Annotated in this window: 15 protein-coding genes; 7 read left to right on the top strand and 8 right to left on the bottom strand. The window is 67.3% G+C overall.

Annotated features, from left to right (window positions below; genetic code table 11):
* Positions 1-36: 36 nt before the first annotated feature.
* Both CYJ10_RS18605 and CYJ10_RS18600 read left to right on the top strand, forming a co-directional pair.
* Positions 37-1,608 (top strand): Y-family DNA polymerase, encoded by a 1,572-nt coding sequence (locus CYJ10_RS18605; protein WP_101682947.1) that lies wholly within the window; start codon positions 37-39, stop codon positions 1,606-1,608.
* Positions 1,609-1,626: 18 nt separating this feature from the next.
* Positions 1,627-5,058, top strand: a complete 3,432-nt coding sequence (locus CYJ10_RS18600; protein ID WP_101682946.1) for an error-prone DNA polymerase — start codon at positions 1,627-1,629, stop codon at positions 5,056-5,058.
* A gap of 33 nt (positions 5,059-5,091) precedes the next feature.
* On the opposite strand, the gene CYJ10_RS18595 is transcribed toward CYJ10_RS18600, so the two are convergent.
* The 3 genes from CYJ10_RS18595 to CYJ10_RS18585 are packed head-to-tail and all read right to left on the bottom strand — an operon-like array spanning position 5,092 to position 8,154.
* Positions 5,092-5,934, bottom strand: coding sequence for a citryl-CoA lyase (locus CYJ10_RS18595; RefSeq protein ID WP_101682945.1), 843 nt, complete (start codon positions 5,932-5,934; stop codon positions 5,092-5,094).
* Positions 5,931-7,130, bottom strand: a complete 1,200-nt coding sequence (locus CYJ10_RS18590) for a CaiB/BaiF CoA transferase family protein (protein ID WP_101682944.1) — start codon at positions 7,128-7,130, stop codon at positions 5,931-5,933. Before CYJ10_RS18590 ends, CYJ10_RS18595 begins: the two co-directional genes overlap by 4 nt.
* A 34-nt stretch (positions 7,131-7,164) precedes the next feature.
* A complete protein-coding gene (locus CYJ10_RS18585; RefSeq protein ID WP_101682943.1) occupies positions 7,165-8,154 on the bottom strand; it encodes a Bug family tripartite tricarboxylate transporter substrate binding protein in 990 nt (329 codons plus the stop codon).
* Between the two features lie 323 nt (positions 8,155-8,477).
* Between CYJ10_RS18585 and CYJ10_RS18580 the strand changes: the two genes are divergently transcribed.
* Entirely contained in the window at positions 8,478-9,092 is a 615-nt protein-coding gene (locus CYJ10_RS18580) for a hypothetical protein (protein ID WP_101682942.1), read from the top strand.
* A gap of 102 nt (positions 9,093-9,194) precedes the next feature.
* Here CYJ10_RS18580 and CYJ10_RS18575 read toward each other — a convergent pair whose 3' ends face one another.
* From CYJ10_RS18575 to CYJ10_RS18555, 5 genes are all read right to left on the bottom strand, one after another.
* Positions 9,195-9,842, bottom strand: a complete 648-nt coding sequence (locus tag CYJ10_RS18575) for a phosphorylase (protein WP_445347042.1) — start codon at positions 9,840-9,842, stop codon at positions 9,195-9,197.
* Between the two features lie 44 nt (positions 9,843-9,886).
* Positions 9,887-11,887, bottom strand: a complete 2,001-nt coding sequence (gene shc, locus CYJ10_RS18570) for a squalene--hopene cyclase (protein ID WP_101682940.1) — start codon at positions 11,885-11,887, stop codon at positions 9,887-9,889.
* Between the two features lie 74 nt (positions 11,888-11,961).
* Positions 11,962-12,810, bottom strand: a complete 849-nt coding sequence (hpnD, locus tag CYJ10_RS18565; RefSeq protein WP_101682939.1) for a presqualene diphosphate synthase HpnD — start codon at positions 12,808-12,810, stop codon at positions 11,962-11,964.
* Positions 12,811-12,897: 87 nt separating this feature from the next.
* The gene (locus CYJ10_RS18560) at positions 12,898-13,437 is read right to left on the bottom strand and encodes a BON domain-containing protein (RefSeq protein WP_101682938.1); all 540 of its coding nucleotides are present in this window, start codon (positions 13,435-13,437) and stop codon (positions 12,898-12,900) included.
* Between the two features lie 125 nt (positions 13,438-13,562).
* A complete protein-coding gene (locus CYJ10_RS18555; protein ID WP_039009350.1) occupies positions 13,563-13,766 on the bottom strand; it encodes a cold-shock protein in 204 nt (67 codons plus the stop codon).
* 945 nt (positions 13,767-14,711) lie between these two features.
* Here CYJ10_RS18555 and CYJ10_RS18550 point away from each other — a divergent pair.
* From CYJ10_RS18550 to CYJ10_RS18535, 4 genes are read left to right on the top strand one after another with little or no spacing between them, the layout of a single operon-like run.
* Positions 14,712-17,615 (top strand): bifunctional glycoside hydrolase 114/ polysaccharide deacetylase family protein, encoded by a 2,904-nt coding sequence (locus CYJ10_RS18550; protein WP_101682937.1) that lies wholly within the window; start codon positions 14,712-14,714, stop codon positions 17,613-17,615.
* Entirely contained in the window at positions 17,578-21,789 is a 4,212-nt protein-coding gene (locus CYJ10_RS18545) for a tetratricopeptide repeat protein (RefSeq protein ID WP_101682936.1), read from the top strand. Before CYJ10_RS18550 ends, CYJ10_RS18545 begins: the two co-directional genes overlap by 38 nt.
* Before the next feature lie 41 nt (positions 21,790-21,830).
* On the top strand, positions 21,831-22,379 hold the full coding sequence (locus tag CYJ10_RS18540) for a penicillin-binding protein activator LpoB (protein ID WP_101682935.1): 549 nt from the start codon (positions 21,831-21,833) through the stop codon (positions 22,377-22,379).
* A 30-nt stretch (positions 22,380-22,409) separates the two neighbouring features.
* Positions 22,410-23,912, top strand: a complete 1,503-nt coding sequence (locus CYJ10_RS18535) for a PelD GGDEF domain-containing protein (protein ID WP_101682934.1) — start codon at positions 22,410-22,412, stop codon at positions 23,910-23,912.
* Positions 23,913-23,915 lie beyond the last annotated feature (3 nt).

Below are 23,915 nucleotides of genomic sequence, written 5' to 3'. Positions count from 1 at the left end.
CCCCCGCCGTGCCGGCGGGTATCGATCCGATTGCCCATGACGTACTGGATCGCGGTGCATCTGCCGCGCCTGCCGCTGGACGCGCTGCAGCCGAGCTGGCCTGAGCCCGCCGGAACCTCCGCCGCGCATGGCAACGGTACGCTGCAGCAACTGCCGGTGGCCGTGATGGCGCACGAGCGCGTGGTGCTGGCCAACGGCCCGGCCGCGGCGCTGGGCGTGTGCTACGGCATGCGGCGCGGCGGCGTGCAGGCATTGTCGGCCGATGTGGTGCAGCTTGAACGCGACCCGGCCGCCGAGACCGATCTGATGACCTCGGTGGCGCTGACGCTGTTGCACTTCACGCCGGCCGTGACGATCGACCCGGAACCCGAATCGGCCACGGTGATGCTCGACGTCACGGCCAGCCTGCGCCTGTTCGGCGGGCATCGCGCGCTGTGCCGGGCGATTCGTACCCGCGTGCGGCAACTGGGCACGTTCGTGCAGATCGGCAGCGGCACCACGGCGCAGGGCGCGGCATGGCTGGCGCGCCAGCCGCTGCGCAAGACGCCGCGCGGCATCGTGCGCCCGGCCCGGCGCGCGGTGCAGGCGCCGCGCATGACGCGCCTGCTGGACCGCCTGCCCGTGACCTGCCTGCAGGCGTACACCGATCCGGACTGGCTCGAAGGCGTCGGTTGCCGCACGCTTGAACAGGTGCGGCACCTGCCGCGCGCGGGTTTGTCGCGCCGTATCGGCACCGAACTGCTGGCGCGACTGGACCAGGCTTATGGCAAGGTCCCGTCGGGCTTTGCATGGTTCGAGGCGCCGCCCGCGTTTGCGCAGCGCATGGAGTTGCCGGGCCGTATCGAATCGGCCGAAGGCGTGCTGGCCGGGGCGCAGCGGCTGCTGCTGGCGCTGTCGGGCTGGCTGGCGGCGCAGCAGGCCGGTGTGACACGCTGCGTGCTGGTGCTGGAACACGAACGCTACCGGCTGGGCGAGGACACCGACAGCACGCCGGTGCCGCTGGCGCTGGCGCAGCCGAGCCGCGACCCCGTGCACCTGTCGAAGCTGCTGCGCGAGAAGCTCGACAAGGTGCGTTTTCATGCGCCGGTTGGTGGCCTGGGCCTGCGCGTGGAGACGATGGAAACCTGCGTGCCGCAGAGCGACTCGCTGTTTCCGGAGCCCGGCGCCGAACCGGCCGAACTGGGTCGGTTGATCGATACGCTGGTGGCCCGCCTGGGCCGCGACAACGTGCTGCAGCCGCAGCCGCTGGCCGACCATCGCCCCGAGCGCGCCAACCAGTGGTGCCCGGTGGGCGAGACGCCCGCGCATGCCCCGGCGACGGGAGCATTGCCGCCGGAGCGGCCGCTCTGGCTGCTGGAAGCGCCGCAGCCGCTGCGCGTGGAAAAGCACCGCCCCGTGTACCAGGGGCCGCTGGTCATGCTGACGCGCCCCGAGCGCATCGAGGCGGGCTGGTGGGATGGCGGCCTGGCCACGCGCGACTATTTCATTGCCGAACGCGCCGATGGGTTGCGCTGCTGGGTCTATCGCGAACGCCCCGGCCGCCCCACGCGCGATGGGCAGGAAGACGGCGGCGAATACCGCTGGTTCCTGCACGGCCTGTTTGCCTGAGTGCCCCGGAGTTTGGCGATGTTGCCCGGATTGTCTTCCCTGTTGCCGTTGCTGCCCGACTATGCCGAGCTGCACTGCATTTCCAACTTCACGTTCCTGACCGGTGCCTCGCACCCGCAGGAGCTGATCTCCCGCGCGTTCCAGCTGGGCTACAGCGGTCTGGCGCTGACCGACGAGTGTTCGGTGGCCGGCACCGCCCGCGCGCACCACGCCATCAAGGTATTGCGCGAGGACATGTGGGAAGCCGTGGCCCGCAGCGCGCGGCGCCTGGCGGCGGGACAGGCCGCGGGCGACGTGGACAATGTGGAGGACATCGTGGCCTTTGTCGAGGAGGAGGAAGACGAGGACAACGAGGGCGAAGACGAAGACGGAGCACCCGTCGACTACGACGAAGACCCCGATGCCGCCGCACGCCGGCACGAGAGGCTGGAAACGCTGGCCGCCGCGGCTGACGCGTTCAACCTCATCATCGGCAGCCGCTTCACGCTCACGGCGGCACCGGGCGACACCATGCCGCCGCCCCGCCTGGTGCTGCTGGCGCAGAACCGCGAGGGCTTTGGCAATCTCAGCGAGTTCATCACGCTCGGGCGCCGGCGCGCCGACAAGGGCAGCTACCTGCTGTATCCGTCCGATATCGCTGATCCGCAGCCCGATGAGCACCACCTGCGGGGCATGCCCGATTGCCTGGCGATCCTGTTGCCCGACTACTGCGTCGATGCCGATGTGCTGCGCGCGCAGGCCCAATGGTGCCGCGACGTGTTCGGCGACCGTGTGTCGATCGCGCTGGAGCTGCTGCAGGGACACGCTGAAGCGCTGCACCGCGAACGCCTGCAGCAGGTATCGCGCGACACCGGCGTGCCGCTGGTGGCCACCGGCGCCGTCAACATGCATGTGCGTTCGCGCAAGCCGCTGTCCGATGTGCTGACGGCCATCCGGCTCGGCCAGCCGCTGCCGGCCTGCGGCATGGCGCTGGCGCCCAATGCCGAAGCCCACCTGCGCATGCGGCAGGTGCTGTCGCGGCTCTATCCGCGCGAGGCGCTGGCGCGCACGCTGCATATCGCCGACCAGTGCCGGTTTTCGCTCGACACGTTGCGCTACGAATATCCCGAGGAACTGGTGCCCGACGGGCTGACGCCGATCGGCTATCTGTGGCAGGCGGTCCGGAAAGGCATCGCCGAGCGCTTCCCGCACGGCATGGAGCCCGAATGGAAGGCGCAGCTCGAAGGCGAACTCCAGCTGATCGAGGAGAAAAGCTACGAGCCGTTCTTCCTGACCGTCTACGACATCGTCAGCCATGCGCGCAAGCTGGGCATCCTGTGCCAGGGGCGCGGCTCGGCGGCCAACTCGCTGGTCTGCTACTGCCTGCATATCACCGAGGTCAGCCCCGAGCAGGCCAACCTGCTGTTCGGGCGCTTTCTGTCGCGCGAGCGTGACGAACCGCCCGATATCGACGTCGACTTCGAGCACCAGCGGCGCGAGGAAGTCATCCAGTACATCTACGACAAGTACGGGCGCCATCGTGCCGCGCTGGCGGCGTCGCTGATCACGTATCGGTCGCGCAGTGCGCTGCGCGACGTGGGACGCGCGCTCGGCATCGATCCGAGCGTGGTGGAGCAGGTGGTCAAGGGCCAGGCGTGGTGGGACGGCGGCACCGCGTTCATCGAGCGGATCTCGCGCTACGGGCTGGACCCCGATTCGCCGGCCGTGCGGCAATGGGCCAGCCTGACCGAGCAGCTACGCGGCTTTCCGCGTCACCTGTCGCAGCACGTGGGCGGCTTTGTGATCGCGCGGCACAAGCTGTCGCGGCTGGTGCCGATCGAGAACGCCGCCATGAAGGACCGCAGCGTGATCCAGTGGGACAAGGACGACCTGGAATCGCTGGGGCTGCTCAAGGTAGACGTGCTGGCGCTGGGCATGCTGACTGCTATCCGCCGTGCGCTGGCGATGATCCCGAATCCCGAGCCCGATCGCGCGGGCCTGCCCACGCGCATGGAAGACCTGCCCGAGACCGACGATGCCACCTACGCGATGATCTGCAAGGCCGACACCATCGGTGTGTTCCAGATTGAATCGCGCGCGCAGCAGTCGATGCTGCCGCGCCTGCAGCCGCGCCAGTACTACGATCTGGTGGTGGAAGTGGCCATCGTGCGGCCCGGCCCGATCCAGGGCGGCATGGTGCATCCGTACCTGAAGCGGCGCGAGGACCTGCGCCGCACGGGCAAGCTGCCGACCTACTTCAACGACGTGATCCGTCGCGTGCTGGGCCGCACGCTGGGCATTCCGATCTTCCAGGAACAGGTGATGCAGCTGGCCATCGAGGCGGCCGGCTTCACGCCCGGGCAGGCCGACCAGCTACGCCGTTCGATGGCCGCCTGGCGCCGCCGGGGTGACCTGAAGAAACACCAGGATGCGCTGGTGCGCGCGCTGACCTCGCGCGGCTACCCGGAATCATTCGCGCTGGCCATCTGCAAGCAGATCGAGGGCTTTGGCGAATATGGCTTCCCGGAAAGCCATGCGGCCAGCTTCGCCAAGCTGGTCTATGTGAGCGCCTGGATCAAGTGCCACCACCCTGATGCATTCCTGTGCGCGCTGCTCAACAGCCTACCGATGGGGTTCTATTCGGCATCGCAACTGGTGCAGGACGCACGCCGCCATTTCGTGGAGACGCAGCCTGTGGACGTGACGATCAGCGGCTGGGAAAGCGCGCCGGAACCGAAGCGGCCGGGGCAGCGGCATCGCGACGTACGGCTGGGCATGAATCGCGTCAAGGGCATGCGCGAGGGCGCTGCGTTGCGCATCGAGGCCGCGCGTGCCGCGCGGCCCTTCAATAGCGTGGAAGACCTGGCGCGCCGCGCGGGGCTCGATGCGCACGATATCGACGTGCTGGCCGCGGCCGACGCGCTGGTGTCGCTGGCCGGTCATCGGCGCCAGGCGCGCTGGCATGCGCGTGGCGCGGCGGTGCAGACCGCGCATCGCGATCTGCTGCACGAGGCGCCGCCGCAGGAACTGGCGCTGGCGTTGCCCGAGCCGAAGATTGGCGAGGACGTGGCGGCCGACTATGCGAGCCTGGGACTGTCACTGAAATGCCACCCGCTGACGCTGCTGCGACGCCGGCTGAGCGCGCTCAAGTACATCACCGCGCAGCAACTGTCACGCCTGGGCAACGGCCGCCGCGTACGCGCGTGCGGCATCGTGACGGTGCGTCAGCGGCCATCCACGGCCAGCGGCACGATCTTTACCTCCATCGAGGACGAAACCGGATCGATCAACGTGATCATCTGGCCCGACCTGGTCGAACGCCAGCGCAAGGAGGTGCTGGGCGCCACGCTGCTGGGCGTGATCGGCACCTGGCAACGGCAGGGCGACGTCAGGCACCTGGTGGCCCAGGAACTGGTGGACCTGAGCCCGCTGCTGGGCCGGCTGATGGTGGGGAGCCGGGATTTTCATTGAAAGGCGAGCACGCCGGCCGTGCCCTCGATCGACTCAGTCCCCCGTCGGCACATCCCGCTGCGGCTCGCCGTCATACGTCCACAGGAACTGCCGCGGGATCGGGCCCTTGTTGCGGCCGCCCTGTTGGGTCTGTTCCCAGGCGTGCGACAGGATGCCCACCGAGCGAGACAGGCAGAACAGGCCGCGCGCCAGCGGGGCCGGGAAGCCCAGTTCCGCATAGATGACGGCGGTGGCGCCGTCGATGTTCATCGGGATCGGCTTCTCGCGGCCTTCGCCAAGTTTCTTTTCCACCGCGCGCGCGATGGCGGCGTAGCGGCCAGAGACCACGCCGGCGTTGGCGGCCTCGTCCACCAGCGCCAGCAGGCGCGGGGCGCGCGGGTCCAGCGGGTGGAAGCGGTGACCGAAGCCCGACACGAACTTGCCGCGCAGGTCGCGATAGTTCGCCAGGCCGGCGGCCACGGCGTCGTCGAACGGCACGCCTTCGTCGAAGCGCCGCGCGATGTCCTGGTAGAGTTCCACGGCCTGCTCGCCGGCGCCGCCGTGCACGTCGCCGAGCACGTTGACGGCCGAGGCCATCGCATTGTTCAGCCCCACGCCGCAGGTGGCGGCCATGCGGGCGATGGCGATGCTGGGCGCCTGCGGGCCGTGGTCGACAGCGGCCATCAGGGCCGCGTCAAGCAGCTCGCCTTCGCGCTTCTCGGGCAGTTCGCCACGCAGCATCAGCCAGATCATCTGGGCGAACGACACGTTGCCGATCAGCTGCTCGATCGGGTAGCCACGGTAGCGGATCTCGCCGGGCTTCATATCGATGATCTTCGTGCGCCACCAGTCCTGCGATGCCTGCCGGCCCGCGTCCATCGGAAATGCTTCGCTCATAGTGCGCGCTCCTGTTTCAGGGTGGCGATGTCGTCGGCCGCGTAGCCAAGTTCGCCAAGAATGTCGTCGGTATGCTGGCCAAGCTGCGGCGGCGGGGTATCCACCGACGGCGCCGTGCCGTTGACCTTGAAGCCCGTGCGGACCAGGCGGATGTCGCGGCCCACGCCGGGCACGTTGGCGAAATCGCCGATCATGCCGCGATCACGCACCTGTGGATGCGCGAGCACGTCGGGCACCTTCAGCACCGGGCCAGCGGGCACGCCGGCCTCGTTCAGCAACTGCCACCATTCGGTGGCCGGCTTCTTCGCCAGTTCGGCTTCGAGTTCGGCGGTCAGCGCGGCACGGTTGGCCAGGCGCGACTGGCGTTCGCCAAAACGCGGATCGCCGGCCAGGTCCGGACGGCCCACGACGCGGCACACTGCCTCGAACTGCTCCTGCTTGTTGGCCGCGATGTTGAGCGGACCGTCGCCGGTGTTGAACGTGCCCGAAGGGCTGGCGGTCATGTTCTCGTTGCCCATCGGCACCGGGTCCTTGCCGGCAACCAGGTGGTTCGACACCACCCAGCCCATGGTGGCCATGGTGGCTTCAAGCATCGACACGTCGAGGAAATAGCCCTCGGTGCGGTCGCGGTCGGCCAACGACGCGGCGATGGCGAACGCAGCCGTCATGCCGCCGATGGTGTCGGAAACCGGATACCCCACGCGCAGCGGGGCGCTTTCCTTGTCGCCGGTGATGCTCATCACGCCCGACATGCCCTGGATGATCTGGTCGTAGGCCGGCAGGTCGGACAGCGGACCATCCTGGCCAAAGCCCGAGATCGCGCAATAGATCAGGCGCGAATTCACCTGCTTCAGGTCGTCGTAGCCCAGGCCTAGACGGGTCATCACGCCGGGGCGGAAGTTCTCCACGACCACGTCGGCGCTCTGCACCAGCTTGCGGAATACCTCCTTGCCGCGCGCATGCTTGAGGTTGATCGTGATCGATCGCTTGCCGGGGTTCTGTGCCAGGAACGACACACCCATCAGGTTGCGGTTCAGTTCGGTGTCGGCGCCCAGCTGGCGCGCCAGGTCGCCGGTGCCCGGCGTTTCCACCTTGATGACCTCGGCGCCCATGTGGGCCAGCTGGTGGCAGCAGAAGGGCCCGGCCAGCACGTTGGTGAGGTCGAGCACGCGGATATTGCGAAGCGGCTTGTACATACGGTCCTGCCAGGAAATGGTTAGTCGACGCGGATCAGTCGACGCGAGCGCCCGATTCCTTGACGATCGCGCCCCAGCGCGTGTTCTCGCCCTTGATGAAGGTGGCCAGTTCCGCCGCCGTGCCGCCGCGCGGCTCGCTGCCTTCGTCATGAAGCTTGGCGATCGTGTCCTTGTCCTTGAGCGCCTTGTTGACTTCGGCGTTGAGCTTGGCCACCACGTCGGCCGGCGTGCCGGCCGGTGCCACCAGCGCCTTCCAGTCCTCGGCCTGGAAACCAGCATAGCCCTGTTCCGCCACGGTCGGCACGTTGGGCAGCAGCGCGACGCGCTTGGTCGACGTCACCGCCAGCGCGCGCAGCTTGCCGGCCTTGATCATCGGCATGGCGATGGGGGGCGTAGCGAAGTAGAAATCGGTCTGGCCGCCCATCAGGTCGGTCAGCGCGGGCGACGCCCCCTTGTACGGCACGTGCAGCGCCTTGAAGCCAGCGCGGCGCTGGAACATCTCGCCGGTCAGGTGGCCCACCGTGCCGGTACCGGCCGATGCCATCGAAAGCTGCTTGGTCTTGGCGGCGTTCACCAGGTCGGTCAGCGTCTTGTACGGCGCGTCCTGGCGCACGATTAGCACCACCGGCTGCGCGGCGACCAGCGCCACGGGGGTGAAGTCCTTCACCGCGTCATACGGCATCTTGGGGTACAGCGTCGGGTTGATCGCCAGGTTGGCGGTCTGGCCCATGCCGATGGTATAGCCGTCGTTCTTCGCCTTGGCCACGAGGTCCAGCCCGATATTGCCGCCCGCGCCGGCACGGTTTTCTACCACCACGGTCCACTTGGTGGCGATGCCCACCTTGTTGAACACCAGGCGCGACAGCACGTCGGTGCCGCCCGCCGGCGGGAACGGCACCACCAGGCGGATGGGCTGGGCAGGATAGGCATCGGCGGCCACGGCGGACGCGGACAGCAGCGCCGGGGCGGCGGCGAGGGCCAGCAACGTGCAGGCAAACTTGCGGCGCAAGGGCGGACGGGTCATGTGTGTCTCCGTTTTCTTTTGTTCTGTAAGACAGAACAACGATCTTAAAGAAGGAATGATCGTGAGAATAGGAGCGATGGGGAGGGCTGTCAAGCGGGGGAAGAGCGCAATCGGAAAGCGATGCAAATGGCCGCACGCGAGCGTTGGATGTCCAGCTTTTGCAATTTCATTTTTCCCCGATCCAAATCGAAGTGACTTATCGATAGCCTTTCCCGTTCGGTGTCGGCAGCGATTGCACGGCACGCAACTTGAAGGGGTATCCATCCATGTCAGGCTCGATCACGCACACACCCATCTGCCGGGAGGTCTCCAGGCGCCGTCGAATGCTAGTCCTTTCCATGCTGCCGCTGTTCGGTGCGTCCGGCTGTGTCACGCACAAACTGGTCAGCGATGCGACCAGTCTTGAGCGCAAAGGGAAATACGAGGAAGTCATCGATCAGGTCATGATGACGGCGGATGGCACGAAGCTCGTGGTGATCGCACCGAAACATCATTGCATCTTCGATGTGAAGCCGCAATTCGCCGAACTTCTGCATTCGCCGCTGCATCAGAAGCTGACCGCCCACTTGTCCACGTTCCGCGTGGAGCCTGGCGGTGTTGTGTCTGGTGCCATTGGATTGACCCTGAGCGATCTCGACGATGCGGAGTATGCGAGCGCGCGGGCGTTCGGACTCTACGGGTCAAGGACGAATATGCGAGGCAGCTATGACCTCAGGGGCGAGCGGTACTCGGCGGGTGGCTTCAGGATGCCCGGCTCCATGAAACCGCTGAATCGGTCCTACGAGGTCACGGTCGAGGAATGCTCCAGGCGCGCCAAGCCGGCGATGGTTCTTCTCACACCGCTGACCGAGGCGGTTGACGGTGTCCTTGTGCTGGCAGCGATTCCACTCGTGCCAATCTTGATACTCTCCAGGGCAGGCGTTCCGATCATCCTGTGAACTGAAGGAGTTGCCCTGCACCAATCCTTCGATTGGTGGGGAGGGTTGAGGCCGCGTTCGTTCCGGAATCAAGGGGCGCGGTGCATCCGCGGAAATGCCACCTCAGGCGGCGACAGGCGAGGGGAATGCAAAGCCCGCACCCACCGCGTCGCGCGCCCCCGCCAACGCCTTCTTCGCGATCGATGCGTCGCGTCCCAGCCGCAGCAGGCCGCCGAGTTGGTGCGGCGCCGTGAGCAGGCCGCGGATAACCGCGCCGACGTCGGTGCTGCCGTCGGCTGCCATGCCGGCGAATGCCAGCGGCGGCACGGCGCGGTCGGCGGGGTCGATCACAACGCGCAGCGCGGCGAACGGGATGCCCAGCGCCTGGGCGGCGCGTGCAGCGATATGGGATTCCATGTCGACGGCCAGGGCGCCATGCGAGTCATGGAGTGCCGTCTTGTCGGCCACGGTCAGCACGGGGGTGTCCGAGCCGGCCAGCAGGCCGCTTTCGGCATGGGGCAGGGCGCGGCGCAATGCAGCGGTCCAGTAGGGCGCCGTGCTGTACGACGTCTGACCGCTGCGCACGGCCGTGGCGACGATGACGGCGCCGGGCGGCAGCGTGGGGTCGAGTCCGCCGGCCACGCCGAAGCTGATGACGCCGGCGCAGCCCTGCATCAGGCGAATGTCCAGCGAACGCGCCAGCATCACGCCGCGCTGGCCGTACAGCGTCTCTACCTCGGGGCTGGCCGCGATGCGGGCTTCAAAATCCATCCCGCATACCACGAGTACCGGCGATTGCTGAGTTGCCACGGCGCTCACAGCCCCCAGGCCACGGCGTGGTTGCCGTCGCGCAACAGGTTGCGGAAGCGCGCCAGCGCCCAAAGCGGGAAAAAGCGCGAATAGCCGTGGTAGCGCAGATAGAACACGCGCGGGAAGCCCACCGCCGTGAAGTACGGCTCGTCCCAGAAGCCATGGCTAGCCTGCGTGCGCAGCAGATATTCCACGCCGCGTGCCACGGCCGGGTGATCGCCGGCGCCGGCGGCCATCATGCCCAGCATGGCCCAGGCGGTCTGCGATGCCGTGCTGGGTGCCTGCTCGTAGCCGTGGTATTCGAGCTTGTAGCTGTCGCCCGATTCGCCCCAGCCGCCGTCCGCGTTCTGGACGGATGCCAGCCACCGCGCGGCACGCTGCATCTCGGGTGCGCCGGCGCCAATGCCGGCGGCGTTGAGGCCGCACAGCGCGCTCCACGTGCCATAGATATAGTTGGTGCCCCAGCGGCCAAACCAGCTGCCGTCGGCCTCCTGCTCGTCCAGCACGTAGCGCAGCGCACGGGCCGCCGGTTCGCTGTTGGCCGGCATCTGGCCCAGCTGGCACAGCATGGCCAGGCAGCGCGCCGATACATCGGCGGTGGGTGGGTCCAGCAGCGCGCCGTGATCGGCGAACGGGATGTTGTTCAGGTAGAGATGGGTGTTCTCGGGCTCGAACGCGCCCCAGCCGCCGTTGCTGCTCTGCATGCCGATGACCCACTCGCAGGCGCGCGCGATGGCGGGTGTGTAGCGGTTCGAGCAGTCGCCGCGCTCGGCGCGGTCCATCGCGGCGGCCACCACGGCCGTGTCGTCCACGTCGGGGTAGTGCGCATTGTTGTACTGGAACGCCCAGCCGCCCGGCCGCACGTTCGGGCGCCGCACGGTCCAGTCGCCGCGCAATTCCAGTTCCTGCAGCGGCACCAGCCAGTCCAGCCCGCGCGATGCTGCGGCAATCGCGCGCGGCTCGCCCACTTCCAGCAGGGCGTGGGCGGCCAGCGAGGTGTCCCACACCGGCGACAGGCACGGCTGGCAGTAGGCTTCGTCGTCGCGCACCACCAGCAGCTTGTCGATGGACTTGCGGGCAATGGCGCGATCCGGGTCGTCGGCTGGCACGCCCAGCACGTCGAACATCAGCACCGAGTTGACCATCGCCGGGAAGATCGCGCCCAGGCCGTCCTCGCCGTTCAGGCGCTCCACCGTGAACGCGCGGGCGCGCTCGATGGCGCGCTGGCGCATGCTGCGCGGAAATAGCGGTTCGGCCATGCGCACCACGGCATCCAGCGCGCGGAACACGCCCACCCACAGCGGGCTCTGGTGCGGCGCGCGGCGCGGCAGGCGCGTAGCCTGGCACGGTCGCACGAACAGTTCGTCGATGCCGATATTGCGGGGGTTGCGCGCCTGCGGCCGCAGGCTGTTCAGCACCAGCAACGGCACGATGACCGTGCGCGCCCAGTACGACACCTTCGACAGATGGAACGGAAACCACTCGGGCAGCAGCATGATTTCCACGGGCATCATCGGCACGGCCTGCCACGGCATCACGCCGTACAGGGCCAGCAGCGTGCGCGTGAACACGTTGCTTTCCTCGGCGCCGCCCATCGCGTGGATGCGGTTGCGCGCCCGGCGCATGTGCTCGGCTTCGGGGTCGTCGCCGGCCATCTTCAGCGCGAAATACGCCTTGACGCTGGCGCTGACGTCGGAGCCGCCCGCGTGGAACAGCGGCCAGCCGCCGTCGGCATTCTGGATGCGACGCAGGTAGTTGGCGATCTTGCCTTCCAGCGCCAGGTCGGGCGTCTCGCCCAGGTAATGCACCATCAGGATGTACTCGGCCGGGATGGTGGCGTCGGCTTCGAGCTCGTAGACCCAGTGGCCGTCGTCCTGCTGCTGCGCCAGCAGCGCATCCACGGCGTGCGCGATGCCGTCGTCGAGCGGATCGGGCAGGGACGCCTCGGTGGAACGCCGGTTCAGCGCGTCGTCATGAGGGCGGGTGATCGTTGCAGCCTGGTTCATCAATTCGGGGGCACTTCTCTCATGGCAATGCGGCGGCCACGGCCGCGTGCATCACATCGGCAGAAAACGGGGGTTCACGCAATGGCATGCCGCAGCACGATCCAGGCGAGCTTGGCCTTGTTGACGCGCACCCGCGTGCGCGGGGCCAGCCAGCCACGGGCCAGCAGGCGCGTCAGGATCTCGTGATAAACCTCGTACATGATGCGCGGCGAGCGCACCACGCGCGACGGGCGGCGCGCCATGATGGCGGCCGACGCGTCGTAATGGGCCTGCGCGTCGCGGGCGATGCCGCGGCAGACCGTATCGATCGCCGGATGATCGATGACGGCACGCGGCGTCCCGGCCGGAATGCCGGCGGCGGCCAGCGCCTCGGCGGGCAGGTAGAGCCGGCCGATCTCGGCGTCCTCGTCCAGATCGCGCAGGATATTGGTCAGTTGCAACGCACGGCCCAGGTGATGGGCCAGATCGATGCCCGGCTGTTCCTCCAGGCCGAACACGCGTACCGCCAGGCGGCCCACGGCGCTGGCCACGCGGTCGCAATACAGGTCGAGCGTGGCCGCATCCGGCGCCACGATCGTGCTGACGACGTCCATGATCATGCCGTCGATGACGGCGTGGAAATCCTGCTGCTGCAGGTTGAACGCCTTGATCTGTTCGTCGAGCGAGCGCAGCGCGGCGGGCGCGTTGCCTGCATAGCAGGCGGCGATGTCCGAGCGCCAGTCTTCCAGTGCTGCTAGGCGGTCGGTGTGCTGCGTGTCACCGTCGGCGATGTCGTCCACGGCGCGGCAGAACGCGTAGATTTCAAACATGGCCTGCCGCTGCGACGGCGGCAGGATCCGCATGGCGGTATGGAACGAGCTACCGGAAGACACGGCGGGTCCGGCGAGCGGGGCGCCAGGCGTTGCGATTTCAGTACCGGCCACGGGTTTCCTCGGCACGCTAAATAGCAGGCGGGTTCATGGGAAGCCGCCTGGTTTCTGGGTTTTCAGGGTCGGGCGATTATAGCAACATCACCGATTCGGGGTATTTGTGACTGATGAGGCATCTTTGGCGGGGTATCGCGCGTACGGTACGTCACGTGCCGGCATGGCGATGGTCTGGTCGATCACCTTCTCGACGTCGGGAATTTCGCGCATCGCGGCCAGGAACGCCGCACGGTTGAAATCCTTTCCTACGCAGCCTTGCACGGTCAGCCAGCGCCCACGCACCATGATCCAGAGCGAGCTGTCTTGCCAGGCGGGCAGCGTACGGCCCAGGTCTGCTAGGCGGCGTTTCAGTGCTTCGGCAATTTCCTTGTCGTATTGGTACGCGTTAGCCAACCGGCAGCGGCCTTCCGCATAACAATGGTTGCCTTCCTCGATGCGGTGGTGTGCCTCGCGTTTCCATTCCTCCTCGGAAACCCGTGGTCCGGCTGGTTCGGGGCAACTCGCAATGGCGCTGGAAACGCGCACAAACGGATCGTTGCCAAAGTTGCGCAGCGATTGGGCATGCACGATATTTGTCGTGACTATAAATAGGACGACAATCGGAATCCCGACAATCCATGCCATTCGCGTATTAATCGACCGACCGGTCAAAACGTCAGCAAGGCAATACATTATCGATCGGCATAAATGCAGAAAGCCCCGCCGAAGCGGGGCTTCCCAGGCCAGATAAATGGCCCGGCGATTCAGGCTTATACGGCCTGGATCTTCGTGGCCTGCTCGCCCTTCTGGCCCATGGCCTTCACGTAGCGGACCTTCTGGCCTTCCTTCAGCGACTTGAAGCCATTGCCTTCAATTGCCGAGAAATGCGCGAACAGGTCGTTGCCGCCTGCGTCCGGGGTGATGAAGCCAAAGCCCTTTGCGTCGTTGAACCACTTAACGGTACCGGTTTCCATATTTCTATCCAACCTTGAATTTCAAATGAGCGTGATTGCCCGACCAAGCATGTTGCTCACAACGAACCGGAGCAAAAGCGCTACAGGCCGGTGCACATGCGAGCAGCCATTCTGCCGGTTTTTTTTCGCGTGTCAATCAGACTATGCCCCTAACGGTATTTCGGCATGCGAACAGCAGATATTAGAGATTTCTACATCATTTGGAGATTTGTCTGACATCAGACTGAATCGCCTGATGGTATGACCCGCATTTCCGTATCTGTGGTACCGACAGTTCGTACGCAGCCGTAACCCCCGGCGGCGCCACGCTGCCATATATGCCACAAATCCGTTCCGCCAACGCTACTCCATATGGACTATGGCGACCAATGGATGATGCCCCGACAATGCGCGTCATAACCACAAGCTGGCCGCCGCAGCGATGCGCGCATGCCGGGAAATCACGGTGCGCGGTGCGTGCCGGATCCGAGAACGGGGAATCAGATGTCAATACATAGTTAGCCAGGGTCCGTGGCACGCGGGTCTTTCAGCGCCCGCCGCCGGCATGACGCCGGCCGTCTTGCTACCGCGTTTTTCTGCAGTGCCTCCGTCCATGCAGGGCCATGCCGTGACAAAACCCGGCAGGGTGACGCGCGCCTGTGACGCCAGTATGTCCCGACGGTTTCGGCACAATTTTTGACAATCTCGGTCCGGCGAATGGCCTAGCATCCGACCTGCCCGTGAATTAGTAAAAACACTAGTTCGAGTGGGTCGACGGCATAATGCGGGGCGCGAGCCGCACGAAGCGGATGCGTCCGGACGCGCAGCGACGACCGCGCGCCATACCAACGAAGAAAAAGCGGACAACAACGAGTGAAGCCATTGCAGCGTTTAATCCGGGGACTTTTCCATGAGGTTGGCAACGATGCGCCACGCCGCGCCGTGGGGCGGGTTTGCCGCCACGCCATGCTGGCCGTGGCCGTCGTGGCATCGGCAGGCGCCGCGATGCTGGGCGCGCTGACGCCGTCGGCCAATGCGTTGGCCCAGACCGTCCAGACCGTCCAGGGCGCCCAGACCGTGCAGGCCCCCATGGCCGACAGCACCCGGGCCGCCCCCAACGTCGCCTTTCACTACGGCAGCAAGCCGCCCGTCGACCTGTTGCAGGCGTTTGACGTGGCGGTGGTCGAGCCCGACAGCGGTTTCGACCCGCGCCAGGCCAAGACCCCCAATACGGCGTGGTTTGCCTACGTCAGCCTGGGCGAGGTGCTGCCCAGCCGCGCGTACTTCAAGGACATCCCGAAAACCTGGCTCACCGGCAGCAATGACGCCTGGAATGCCCGAGTGGTTGACCAGGCCGCCGAAGGCTGGCCCGCTTTCTATGTCGACAAGGTTGTCGCGCCGCTGTGGGATCGCGGCTACCGCGGCTTTTTCATCGACACGATGGATTCGTACCACCTGGTAGCCAAGACCGACGCCGACCGCGCCAAGCAGGAAGCCGGCATGGTGCGGGTGATCCAGGCCATCAAGGCGCGCTATCCCGACGCAAAGCTGCTGTTCAACCGCGGCTTCGAGATCCTGCCGCAGGTGCACGCGCTGGCTTATGGCGTGGTGTTCGAGTCGCTGTTCCGGGGCTGGAACCAGGCGCAGGGTGCCTACACCGAGGTCAGCCAGCAGGACCGCGACTGGCTGCTGAACCAGGCTCGCATCATTCGTGACCAGTACAAGCTGCCGGTCATCTCGATCGACTACTGCCCGCCGGCCGACCGCAAGTGCCAGCGCGACGCCGCACGCCGTATCCGCGCGCTCGGCATCACGCCGTACGTGACCGATTCCGGCCTGCAGACGGTGGGCGTGGGCCAGATCGAGGTGCTGCCGCGCCGCGTGCTGGTGGTGCAGGAAAGCCAGCCGGGCGTGGTGGTGGACAACAGCGAAGGCGTGCGCTTCGTGTCGATGCCGATCAACTACCTGGGCTACCGGGTGGACTTCGCCGAGACGCGCGACGCGCTGCCTGAGATCACGCCGGACCGCTACGCCGGCGTGGTGGTCTGGGCCAACGGCAACTTCACGCAGAACCCGGGCCGCTTCTACGCCTGGGTGGAAAAGCAGATCGGGCAGGGCATTCCGGTGGTGTTCATGAACGGCTTCGGCGCCCAGCCCTCGGGCGCGGTGGCGCGCATGCTGGGACTGAAGGCCGTCAAGGGCCGGGTCTCGGGGCCGGTGCAGATCGTGTCGCAGGACAAGATGATGGGCTTCGAGCAGGCCGTGGCGCCCGATCGCGCCGAAGCCGTGCCGGTGCAGGTGGCGGACGGTGCGGCCGACACCCGCTCGCTGCTCCGCCTGCGCTCCGGCACGCTGACTTACGACGCCGCGGCCCTCACGCCGTGGGGCGGCTACGTGACCAACCCGTACGCGGTGCGTCAGAACTCGGCCAACGACCAGGACCGCTGGATCGTGCAGCCGGTGGACTTCCTGCGCCAGGCGCTGCGCCTGGCGCAGATGCCGGTGCCCGACACCACCACCGAAAGCGGCCGGCGCCTGTTCACCATCCACATCGATGGCGACGGCTTTGCGTCCCGCGCCGAGATTCCGGGCGGCGGCTTTGCCGGCGAGGTGCTGTTCCGCGAGATCTTCGACAAGTACCGCCTGCCGATGACGATGTCGGTGATCGAGGGCGAGGTGGGCAAGTCGGGCATGTATCCGCAACTTACGTCGCAGCTCGAACCCATTGCGCGCAAGATCTTCGCGCAGCCGTACGTGGAGGTGGCCACGCACACGTACTCGCACCCGTTCGAGTGGCAGCGTACCGTGGCCGGCCCGAGCGACGCCAGGGTGACCGAGGGCGACGAGGACTATCACCTCAAGATCCCCGGCTACAAGATGAACCTGAACCGCGAGATCGGTGGCTCCATCGACTACATCAACCGCGTGCTGTCCCCGAACAAGCCCGTGAAGATGGTGCTGTGGCCCGGTGACTGCCAGGCGCCGCCGGAGGCCATAAAGCTGGCCAATGCGGCCGGCGTGCTGAACATGAACGGTGGCGACACCATGATCACGCGCAGCAACCCCACATGGACGGCCATCGCGCCGCTGGGCGTGAACAAGGCCGACAACACGTTCCAGGTGTTCGCCACCAACCAGAACGAGAACATCTACACGAACCTGTGGCACGGCCCGTTCTACGGATTCGAGCGCCTGATCGAAACCTGGGAGCTGACCGATCGGCCGTACCGCTTCAAGGCGCTGAACATCTACTACCACAGCTATTCGGGCACCAAGGTGGCATCGCTGAAGGCGCTGCGCACGGTGTACGACTACGCGCTGAAGCAGCCGCTGCTGCCGATCCATTCCACCGACTACGTGTACAAGGTGCTGGACTGGCAGGGCATGGCCGTGGCACGCGAACTGGGCGAGGGAGCCAACGGCGCGCCGGCCAGTGGCGCATGGCTGGTACGTGGCGACGGCAACCTGCGCAACCTGCGCTGGACCGGCGCGGGCGTGCCCGACGTGGCCACCGCCCGGGGCGTGACCGGCTCGTCGCCGGCGCCCGGCGGCGGTGTGTACGTGCACCTGGATGGTGGCGACGCGCGCTTCGGCTTCGTGCCGGCCGCCTCGCGCGCCGTGCCGGAACTGCCCGAGGCCAATGGCCTGGTGCGCGACTGGCGCCGCGACGGCAATACCACCCGTTTCAGCTTTGCCGGCTACTACAAGCCGTTCTTCCGGCTAGCCAATGCCGGCCAGTGCAGCGTGACCATCGATGGCAAGCCTGCCCGTGGTGTGCGCGAGAACAACAACACGCTGCGTTTCGAGACGCCAGCGGTCAATGATCCGATCCATGTCCAGCAACAAGTCGAAGTCCGCTGCGGCGCCTGAGCGCGAGCGGCTCCTGCCGCCGGCCCTGGTTCTGACCTTTACCGCCATGGTCGGGGTGGGCCTGGCCCTGATGTTCCCGCGTGAAACGCTGCGCGAGCGCCTGCTTGGCCAGGGTCGCACCGTGGACGGCCTGACGGTGGCCTACCTGGAAGCGTGGTCGCGGGTATCGCCCGACGACACGAGCTTCATGAGCGTGCTGGCCGAACAGTACGCGCGCAGCGGTCGCCTGGACGACGCCGAGAAGATGCTCGAGCGCATGATGGCAGTGCAGGGCCAGGACCTGACCGGCCAGATCCTGCGCACGCGTATCGGCATCACGCAGCAACGCGCCTATGCCGAGCAGCCCGATACCCCCGAGCGCGCCGAGCGCCTGGTGCTGATGAAGGACCTGCTCAAGCAGGCCGTGGCGCCCGATGCCATGCGCCGCTGGTCGCTGGCGGACCTGCAGACGCTGGCCACGCAGTCGCGCCAGATCGGAGACGCCGACGCGGCCAACGTGCTGTATGGCGCGCTGGCAAAGCGCGACGCCGCCAACGCTGACTTCTATAACCGGCAACTGGCCAATATCGCGCTGGCCGGCGGCAACTATCGCGACTCCGCGCAGGCGCTGTTCGAGGCCCAGGCGCGCGCGAAGAATCCGTACGAGCAGCGCACGCTGTTCCTGCAGGCGCTGCAGACGCTGCAGTCGGGCAACCTGCTCGACGAGGCGCTGGTGGAAGCCGAGCGCCGTGGTGGCAAGCTGCTGGACGACCCGGATGTGCTGCGCTACCTGACGAAGCTGGCACTGGCCGCCAACAAGCCCGACGTGGCCGCGCGCTACGTGGAGCGCCTGCTGAAGCTGTCGGCCGCCAGGCCGTCCGGCGCGGCACAGATCGCGCTGCAGGAATTGCGCCGCGACCAGGCCCGCACGGAACAACGCGCGGTGGTCCGGCGCGTCTCCGATACCGAACCCTGGCTGGCCCGGAACTATGTGTACCTGGACGGCCCGCGTGGTGGTGCGCTGCGCGGACGGATGGGCGACTTCGGCGTGCGCCGCGTGCACGCCGAGGTGGCGCAGGCTGCGACCCCGGTCACGCCGACCGTAGCCTCGCCGGGCCCCGGCAACCCGACCCAGGCGCAGGCGCAGGACGCTGCCAAGTCCGAGGTGGCCGCCGCAGTGGCTGCGGGCAAGCCGTTCAATGCGGACGACTACGACCTGGCCTACCGCGTGTTTCTGGCCGCCGGCAAGCTCGACCAGGCCCAGAACGTGGCGCAGACAGCCGTGCGCAAGTTGCCGGGCGAGCCCGTCTGGCGCGAGCGCCTGGCGCAGGTGGCCGAATGGAACCACCAGCCGCTGGTGGCGTTGCAGAGCTGGCTCGAATACGCGCAGGCCACCAACGACGAACGCGCCTGGAACAACGTGATGCGCCTGGCGCCGGGCCTGAACGACGACCGTGCCTATCTTGCCGCACTGCGCCATCGCGCCGCCGGCGGCAACCTGAAGACCATCGACGAGGTGGTGGCGGCCTACGAGCGGCTGGGCGAGCCCGAGGCAGGCATGGCCTTCCTCGATACGCTGGCCGACGGGCCGAACGGCCGTCAGGCCATGGAGCGCAATGCCGAACTGGCCGAACGCGCCGGCAAGGACGACCGCGCCTACGCGCTCTACGGGCAGCTGGAAAAGCGCTATGGCGCCCGTCCGTTGTACGCGCTCAAGCGCGCCAATCTGCTCTACGTGAAGGGCAAGCTGCAGCCGGCCATGGATGCCATGCTGCCGGCGCGCCGCAATGCCGGCCCGCAGGACCTGCTGTACTGGCGCACGTTCACGGAACTGGCGCGCCTGACGCAGCGCGACGACCTGCTCAAGGACAGCTATCGCCAGATGATGATCGCCATGGCCGAAACCCATGACGACCACTGCATGAAGATGCCCGAGGGCCCGGCACGCAACGACTGCCTGGAAGAGGTGCGCGATACCGAGGAAGCCGATTTCTCGAACCTGATCCAGTACTACGACCGTGCACCCATCGACGCGGGCCGCATCGCCGAGGCCGGCTGGCGCAAGAACGGCAAGCTGGAGCAGCTGCAACTGGCGGTGTACTACTACACGCGTGCCCATGCGTACGTGCGGATCGACCGCCTGCTGGCCGGCCTGACGCCCGCGCAGAAGCGCGAGGCCGAAAGCTCGGCGGCGTTCCTGATGCGCCGCGCCGAATACTGGCGTCTGACCGGCGACCGTGATCGTTCGCTGGCCGACCTGCGCCATGCGGTCAGCCAGGCCGACGCCGACAGCGAGACCTATGCCGCGCTGCTGTGGGCGCTGGTGGACATGGGCACCGACAGCGAAGTGCGTGCCGTGATGCAGCGCCTGAAGCCCGAGGCCGAGGACGACCCCAGCCTCTGGGGCGCCTATGCCGCCGGCGCCATGCGCTTCCAGGACGGCCGCACCGCGCTGCACTACCTGCGCAAGATCCAGGAAGGCAAGAGTGCCGACCCGCTGTGGCTGGGGCTGATTGCCGACGCCCACGAGGCCATTGGCCAGACGTCGCTGGCGTGGCGAATCCGCAGGCAGGCATGGGTGGACCTGCATCACCAGTGGTCGACCCGTGGCCTGATGGGCGCCGACGCGTCGCAGCGCAATGCCGACGAGGACGACCAGGCCGACGGCGAGGAGGAGGACAACCAGGGCGGCCCGGCCCGCGCCGACCTGCGCCGCCAGGAGGTGGCGCTGGGCCAGATCTTCGCGTCGGGCGACGTTTCGCGCAGCATGGTGATCGAGATGCTGCGGCGCGACCGCGCCGAAGTGTCCGCGCGCCGCACGATGCCCGGAGATCCGAATTCGCCGTCACAACTGGGGAACGTGCCGGGCCTGCCGCCGCTGGAAGTGGCGCCGCCCGCAACGCTGACCGAGCGCGAACGGCGGCGGCAAAGCCAGATTTCGGCGGCCAGCCGCGAGGTGGCGCTGGCGTGGGCGATGTCCTCGGAATCGAACGAACTGGCCCGTGCATGGCTGGCGCGCCAGTATGCGCGCACGCTGCAGCGTCCGGCGTATGCCGAGGTGTCGATTGCACTGGACAACAACGACCTGAACCAGTTGGACCGGATCATGGAACGCCAGGCCGGTCGCGTGCCGGTGGCCAGCCAGATCGAGGCCAACCGTCAGCTCGATCGCCTGTCTGCCGCGCAGACGCAGGCGTTCGAGACACAGGACCTGGCCCGCACGGACGACGTGCTGCAGCAGACGCTGGAGGATGCGCTGCTGTTCAACGCGCAGGCGATCGAGCCGCGCGTGACGTTCGCGCACCAGAAGCCGCTGGAGTATTACGAGTACAGTCTGGCCGGCGGCGCGCGCCTGTGGGACGGCTACGCCGTGAACCTGCGCGGCGTGTTCCGCGACCAGCGCACCACCGACCGCACGCAGCTGGACAACGTCCCCGCGTCCGACCGCCGGGCCGAACTGGCGCTGACGTACCGCGACACCCAGAAGAACTGGCTGCTGGGCGTGGGGCGCCGCGACGGCCTGCAGACCGTCACCACGGCACGCCTGACCGGCAACTGGAACCTGGAAAACCGCGTGTCGTACACCGGCACGGTGGGCTACAACCAGCAGGCCGACGAGTCGTCGCAGCTGCGCGTGGGCGGCATGAAGGACGTGGTCGAATTCGGTGCCACGTGGCGCCTGGGTTTGCGTGAATTCATCAGCGGCCGCGTGCAGTACAACCACTTCTACGGCCAGGACCGCACCGCGCTGGGCCATGGCATGGTCTACGACGTGGAGGCCGGCTACCGCATCCGCACGCAGTATCCGGACTACACGGTGCGCATCGTCGGCACGCGCGGCATCTACAGCGCCAACGGCGGCACGCTGTCGCCCACGATGCAGCGGCTGCTGCCAGCCGACGATGATGAGGCCAACCCGACGTTCTACATGCCGCAGAGCTTCACGCAGGCCGGTGTGCTGTTCGGTTTCGGCACCGACCTGATCAACGACTACACGCGCAAATGGCGGCCGTTCCTGGAAGTTGGTGCGCTGTACGACTCGCGTGCCGGCCACAACTTCCATGGCCAGGCCGGGATCGCCGGATCGGTGTTCGGTAACGATCACCTGTCGCTGTATGTTTCGCATGACACCGCGTCCCGCACCAACGGTACGCCGCTGACCGAAGTTGGCCTGCGTTATCGCTGGCTCTATTAATAAACGACTGACTGGATTTCAAGGTAACGAGGGGATCGAAGATGAACAAGACCAATACCCGCATGGGCCGCCTGATGGCATGGGGTGCCGCAATCGGCGCAGCGCTGTGGCTGGCCGGCTGCGCCGTGACTGACGTGGGCCGTGCGCCGCAGATGGCCGCGGGCGACACCGTGGCAGTGCTGCCGATCGTGAACTACACCGAGACGCCGCAGGCCGGCCTGCGCGCTGAGGCCATCGCGGAAGCGCTGCTGAAGACCGGTGGCGTGGCCAACCTGAAGCGTTATCCGGCGGCGCTGAACCCCGAGACGCTGTTCGAGCCGGCCGAGCGCGAGTCGGTGAACAAGGCGCTGGACTGGGCGCGCAGCGAACGGGCGCGCTATGCGCTGACGGGTGCCGTGCAGGAATGGCGCTACAAGGTGGGTGTCGATGGCGAACCGGCTGTGGGCATCTCGCTGCAACTGATCGAAGTGTCGACTGGCCAGGTGGTGTGGTCTGCCACGGGCAGTAACGCCGGCTGGAGCCGCGAGTCGCTGTCGGGCGTGGCCCAGAAGCTGCTGCGCCGCCTGCTGGCGCCGCTGATGCAAGGTTGAGATTCGTAAAGATTGATCCGGAAAGGACGGGTGACAAGCGTGGCTAACACCGCGGAAAAAACGCGCCAGGCAACTCGCCAAGGCCAGGGCATCGGCCTGGGCGGGCGCTATGCGCGCTGGCTGGCGCCCTCGGGAGGCGGGGCGGCGGCCGTGCTGGAGATGATCGTCGTGATGGCGGTGGCCATGGCCATCACCTGGGCGATCCTGCCGCAAAACCCGCTGCTGCTGGGTCTGGGCTTTCCGTGGGCATGGCTGCTGCCTGTCATCCTGGCGTTGCGCTACGGCACGCTGGTGGGCGTGGGCGCGGTGCTGATGCTGCTGGGTGGATGGTTTTTCTTTGACGTCCTGGGCAGTCATGGCGAGGCGTTTCCGCGCATGTTCTTCCTGGGCGGCTTGCTGCTGGTGCTGGTCGCCGGACAGTTTGGCGACGTGTGGAACACGCGTCTGGCACGTGCGCGTGCCGTGAACCGCTACCTGGACGAGCGCCTTTCCGCGCTGACCAAGAACCACTACCTGCTGCGCATCTCGCACGCCCGGCTGGAAAACGACCTGCTGGCCCGCCCGACCACGCTGCGCGACACGCTGTCGCAGCTGCGCGCCGTGGCCATGCAGGACGCCGCACGCGGTGCCCACGCCGAGCGCCTGGCCGGCGCCCAGCCGATGCTGCAGGTGGTGGCGCAGGCCTGCCAGCTGGAAGGCGCCGCGCTGTTCGCATGCACGGGCGAGAAGATCCTGCCCGACGCCGTTGCCGCCGTGGGTCCTGGCTTCACGCTGGACGTGAACGATCCGCTCGTACGCCATTGCCTGGAGACACGCGAACTGGCGCATCTGCGTACCACGGGCCTGCAGCAGGACGCCGAGACCCGCTACGTGGCCGTGGCGCCGGTGCTGGCCGGTTCCGACCGCCTGATCGGCGTGCTGGTCGTGGAGCGCATGCCGTTCCTGTCGCTGACCTATGAAAACCTGCAGCTCCTGATGGTGCTGATGGGCTACTACGCGGACGGCGTCGAGCACGCCCAGGCCACGCACGGCATCCAGGAACTGGCCCCGGCCATTCCGTACGCGTTTGCGCTGGACTACGCGCGCCTGTCGCGCCTGCACCGCGAAACCGGCATCCAGAGTTCGGTGGTGGCGCTGGTGTTCGACCTGGACGAAGCGCGCGACGCGCTGTTCGAGCAGGTGGTGCGCAGCCGCCGGGCGCTGGACGTGGCCTGGCCGGCGCGGGGCGCGCATCAGCGTGCCATGCTGACGCTGATGCCGCTGTCGGACAGCCAGGCGGTGTCGGCCTATCTGGTGCGCATCGAAGACATGCTGCGTGCGCAGTTCGGCACCGATTTCGCCAGCGCACACATCGGCGTGTATACGCTGCCGGTGCCGGCGGCCGGCGCCGAGGAAGCGCTGGTGCGCCTGCTGCACCGCTGCCATCTGGATGGCCAGGACGGCAAGGACGGCAACGCCACGCCGGCGGTTGGCGCCGATGCCACACCGGGAACGGGCGCCGCCCCGTCCGCCGGACAGACGCAGGCGGGCTGACGC

Origin of the sequence: Cupriavidus pauculus (assembly GCF_002858765.1) — a bacterium.
Taxonomy (GTDB): Bacteria; Pseudomonadota; Gammaproteobacteria; order Burkholderiales; family Burkholderiaceae; genus Cupriavidus; species Cupriavidus pauculus_B.
The sequence above is the reverse complement of the archived record's forward strand: the minus strand, read 5'-3'. Positions and strand labels throughout refer to the sequence as shown.

What these genes read in the sequence shown, in the direction of transcription:
- CYJ10_RS18590 (WP_101682944.1), bottom strand. Translation starts at nt 7,130, where the DNA reads ATGTACAAGCCGCTTCGCAATATCCGCGTGCTCGACCTCACCAACGTG.
- CYJ10_RS18550 (WP_101682937.1), top strand. Translation starts at nt 14,712, where the DNA reads ATGCTGGCCGTGGCCGTCGTGGCATCGGCAGGCGCCGCGATGCTGGGC.
- CYJ10_RS18555 (WP_039009350.1), bottom strand. Translation starts at nt 13,766, where the DNA reads ATGGAAACCGGTACCGTTAAGTGGTTCAACGACGCAAAGGGCTTTGGC.
- CYJ10_RS18585 (WP_101682943.1), bottom strand. Translation starts at nt 8,154, where the DNA reads ATGACCCGTCCGCCCTTGCGCCGCAAGTTTGCCTGCACGTTGCTGGCC.
- CYJ10_RS18605 (WP_101682947.1), top strand. Translation starts at nt 37, where the DNA reads ATGACGTACTGGATCGCGGTGCATCTGCCGCGCCTGCCGCTGGACGCG.
- shc (WP_101682940.1), bottom strand. Translation starts at nt 11,887, where the DNA reads ATGAACCAGGCTGCAACGATCACCCGCCCTCATGACGACGCGCTGAAC.
- CYJ10_RS18540 (WP_101682935.1), top strand. Translation starts at nt 21,831, where the DNA reads ATGAACAAGACCAATACCCGCATGGGCCGCCTGATGGCATGGGGTGCC.
- CYJ10_RS18545 (WP_101682936.1), top strand. Translation starts at nt 17,578, where the DNA reads ATGTCCAGCAACAAGTCGAAGTCCGCTGCGGCGCCTGAGCGCGAGCGG.
- CYJ10_RS18560 (WP_101682938.1), bottom strand. Translation starts at nt 13,437, where the DNA reads ATGGCATGGATTGTCGGGATTCCGATTGTCGTCCTATTTATAGTCACG.
- CYJ10_RS18580 (WP_101682942.1), top strand. Translation starts at nt 8,478, where the DNA reads ATGCTAGTCCTTTCCATGCTGCCGCTGTTCGGTGCGTCCGGCTGTGTC.
- CYJ10_RS18595 (WP_101682945.1), bottom strand. Translation starts at nt 5,934, where the DNA reads ATGAGCGAAGCATTTCCGATGGACGCGGGCCGGCAGGCATCGCAGGAC.
- CYJ10_RS18575 (WP_445347042.1), bottom strand. Translation starts at nt 9,842, where the DNA reads ATGGATTTTGAAGCCCGCATCGCGGCCAGCCCCGAGGTAGAGACGCTG.
- CYJ10_RS18600 (WP_101682946.1), top strand. Translation starts at nt 1,627, where the DNA reads ATGTTGCCCGGATTGTCTTCCCTGTTGCCGTTGCTGCCCGACTATGCC.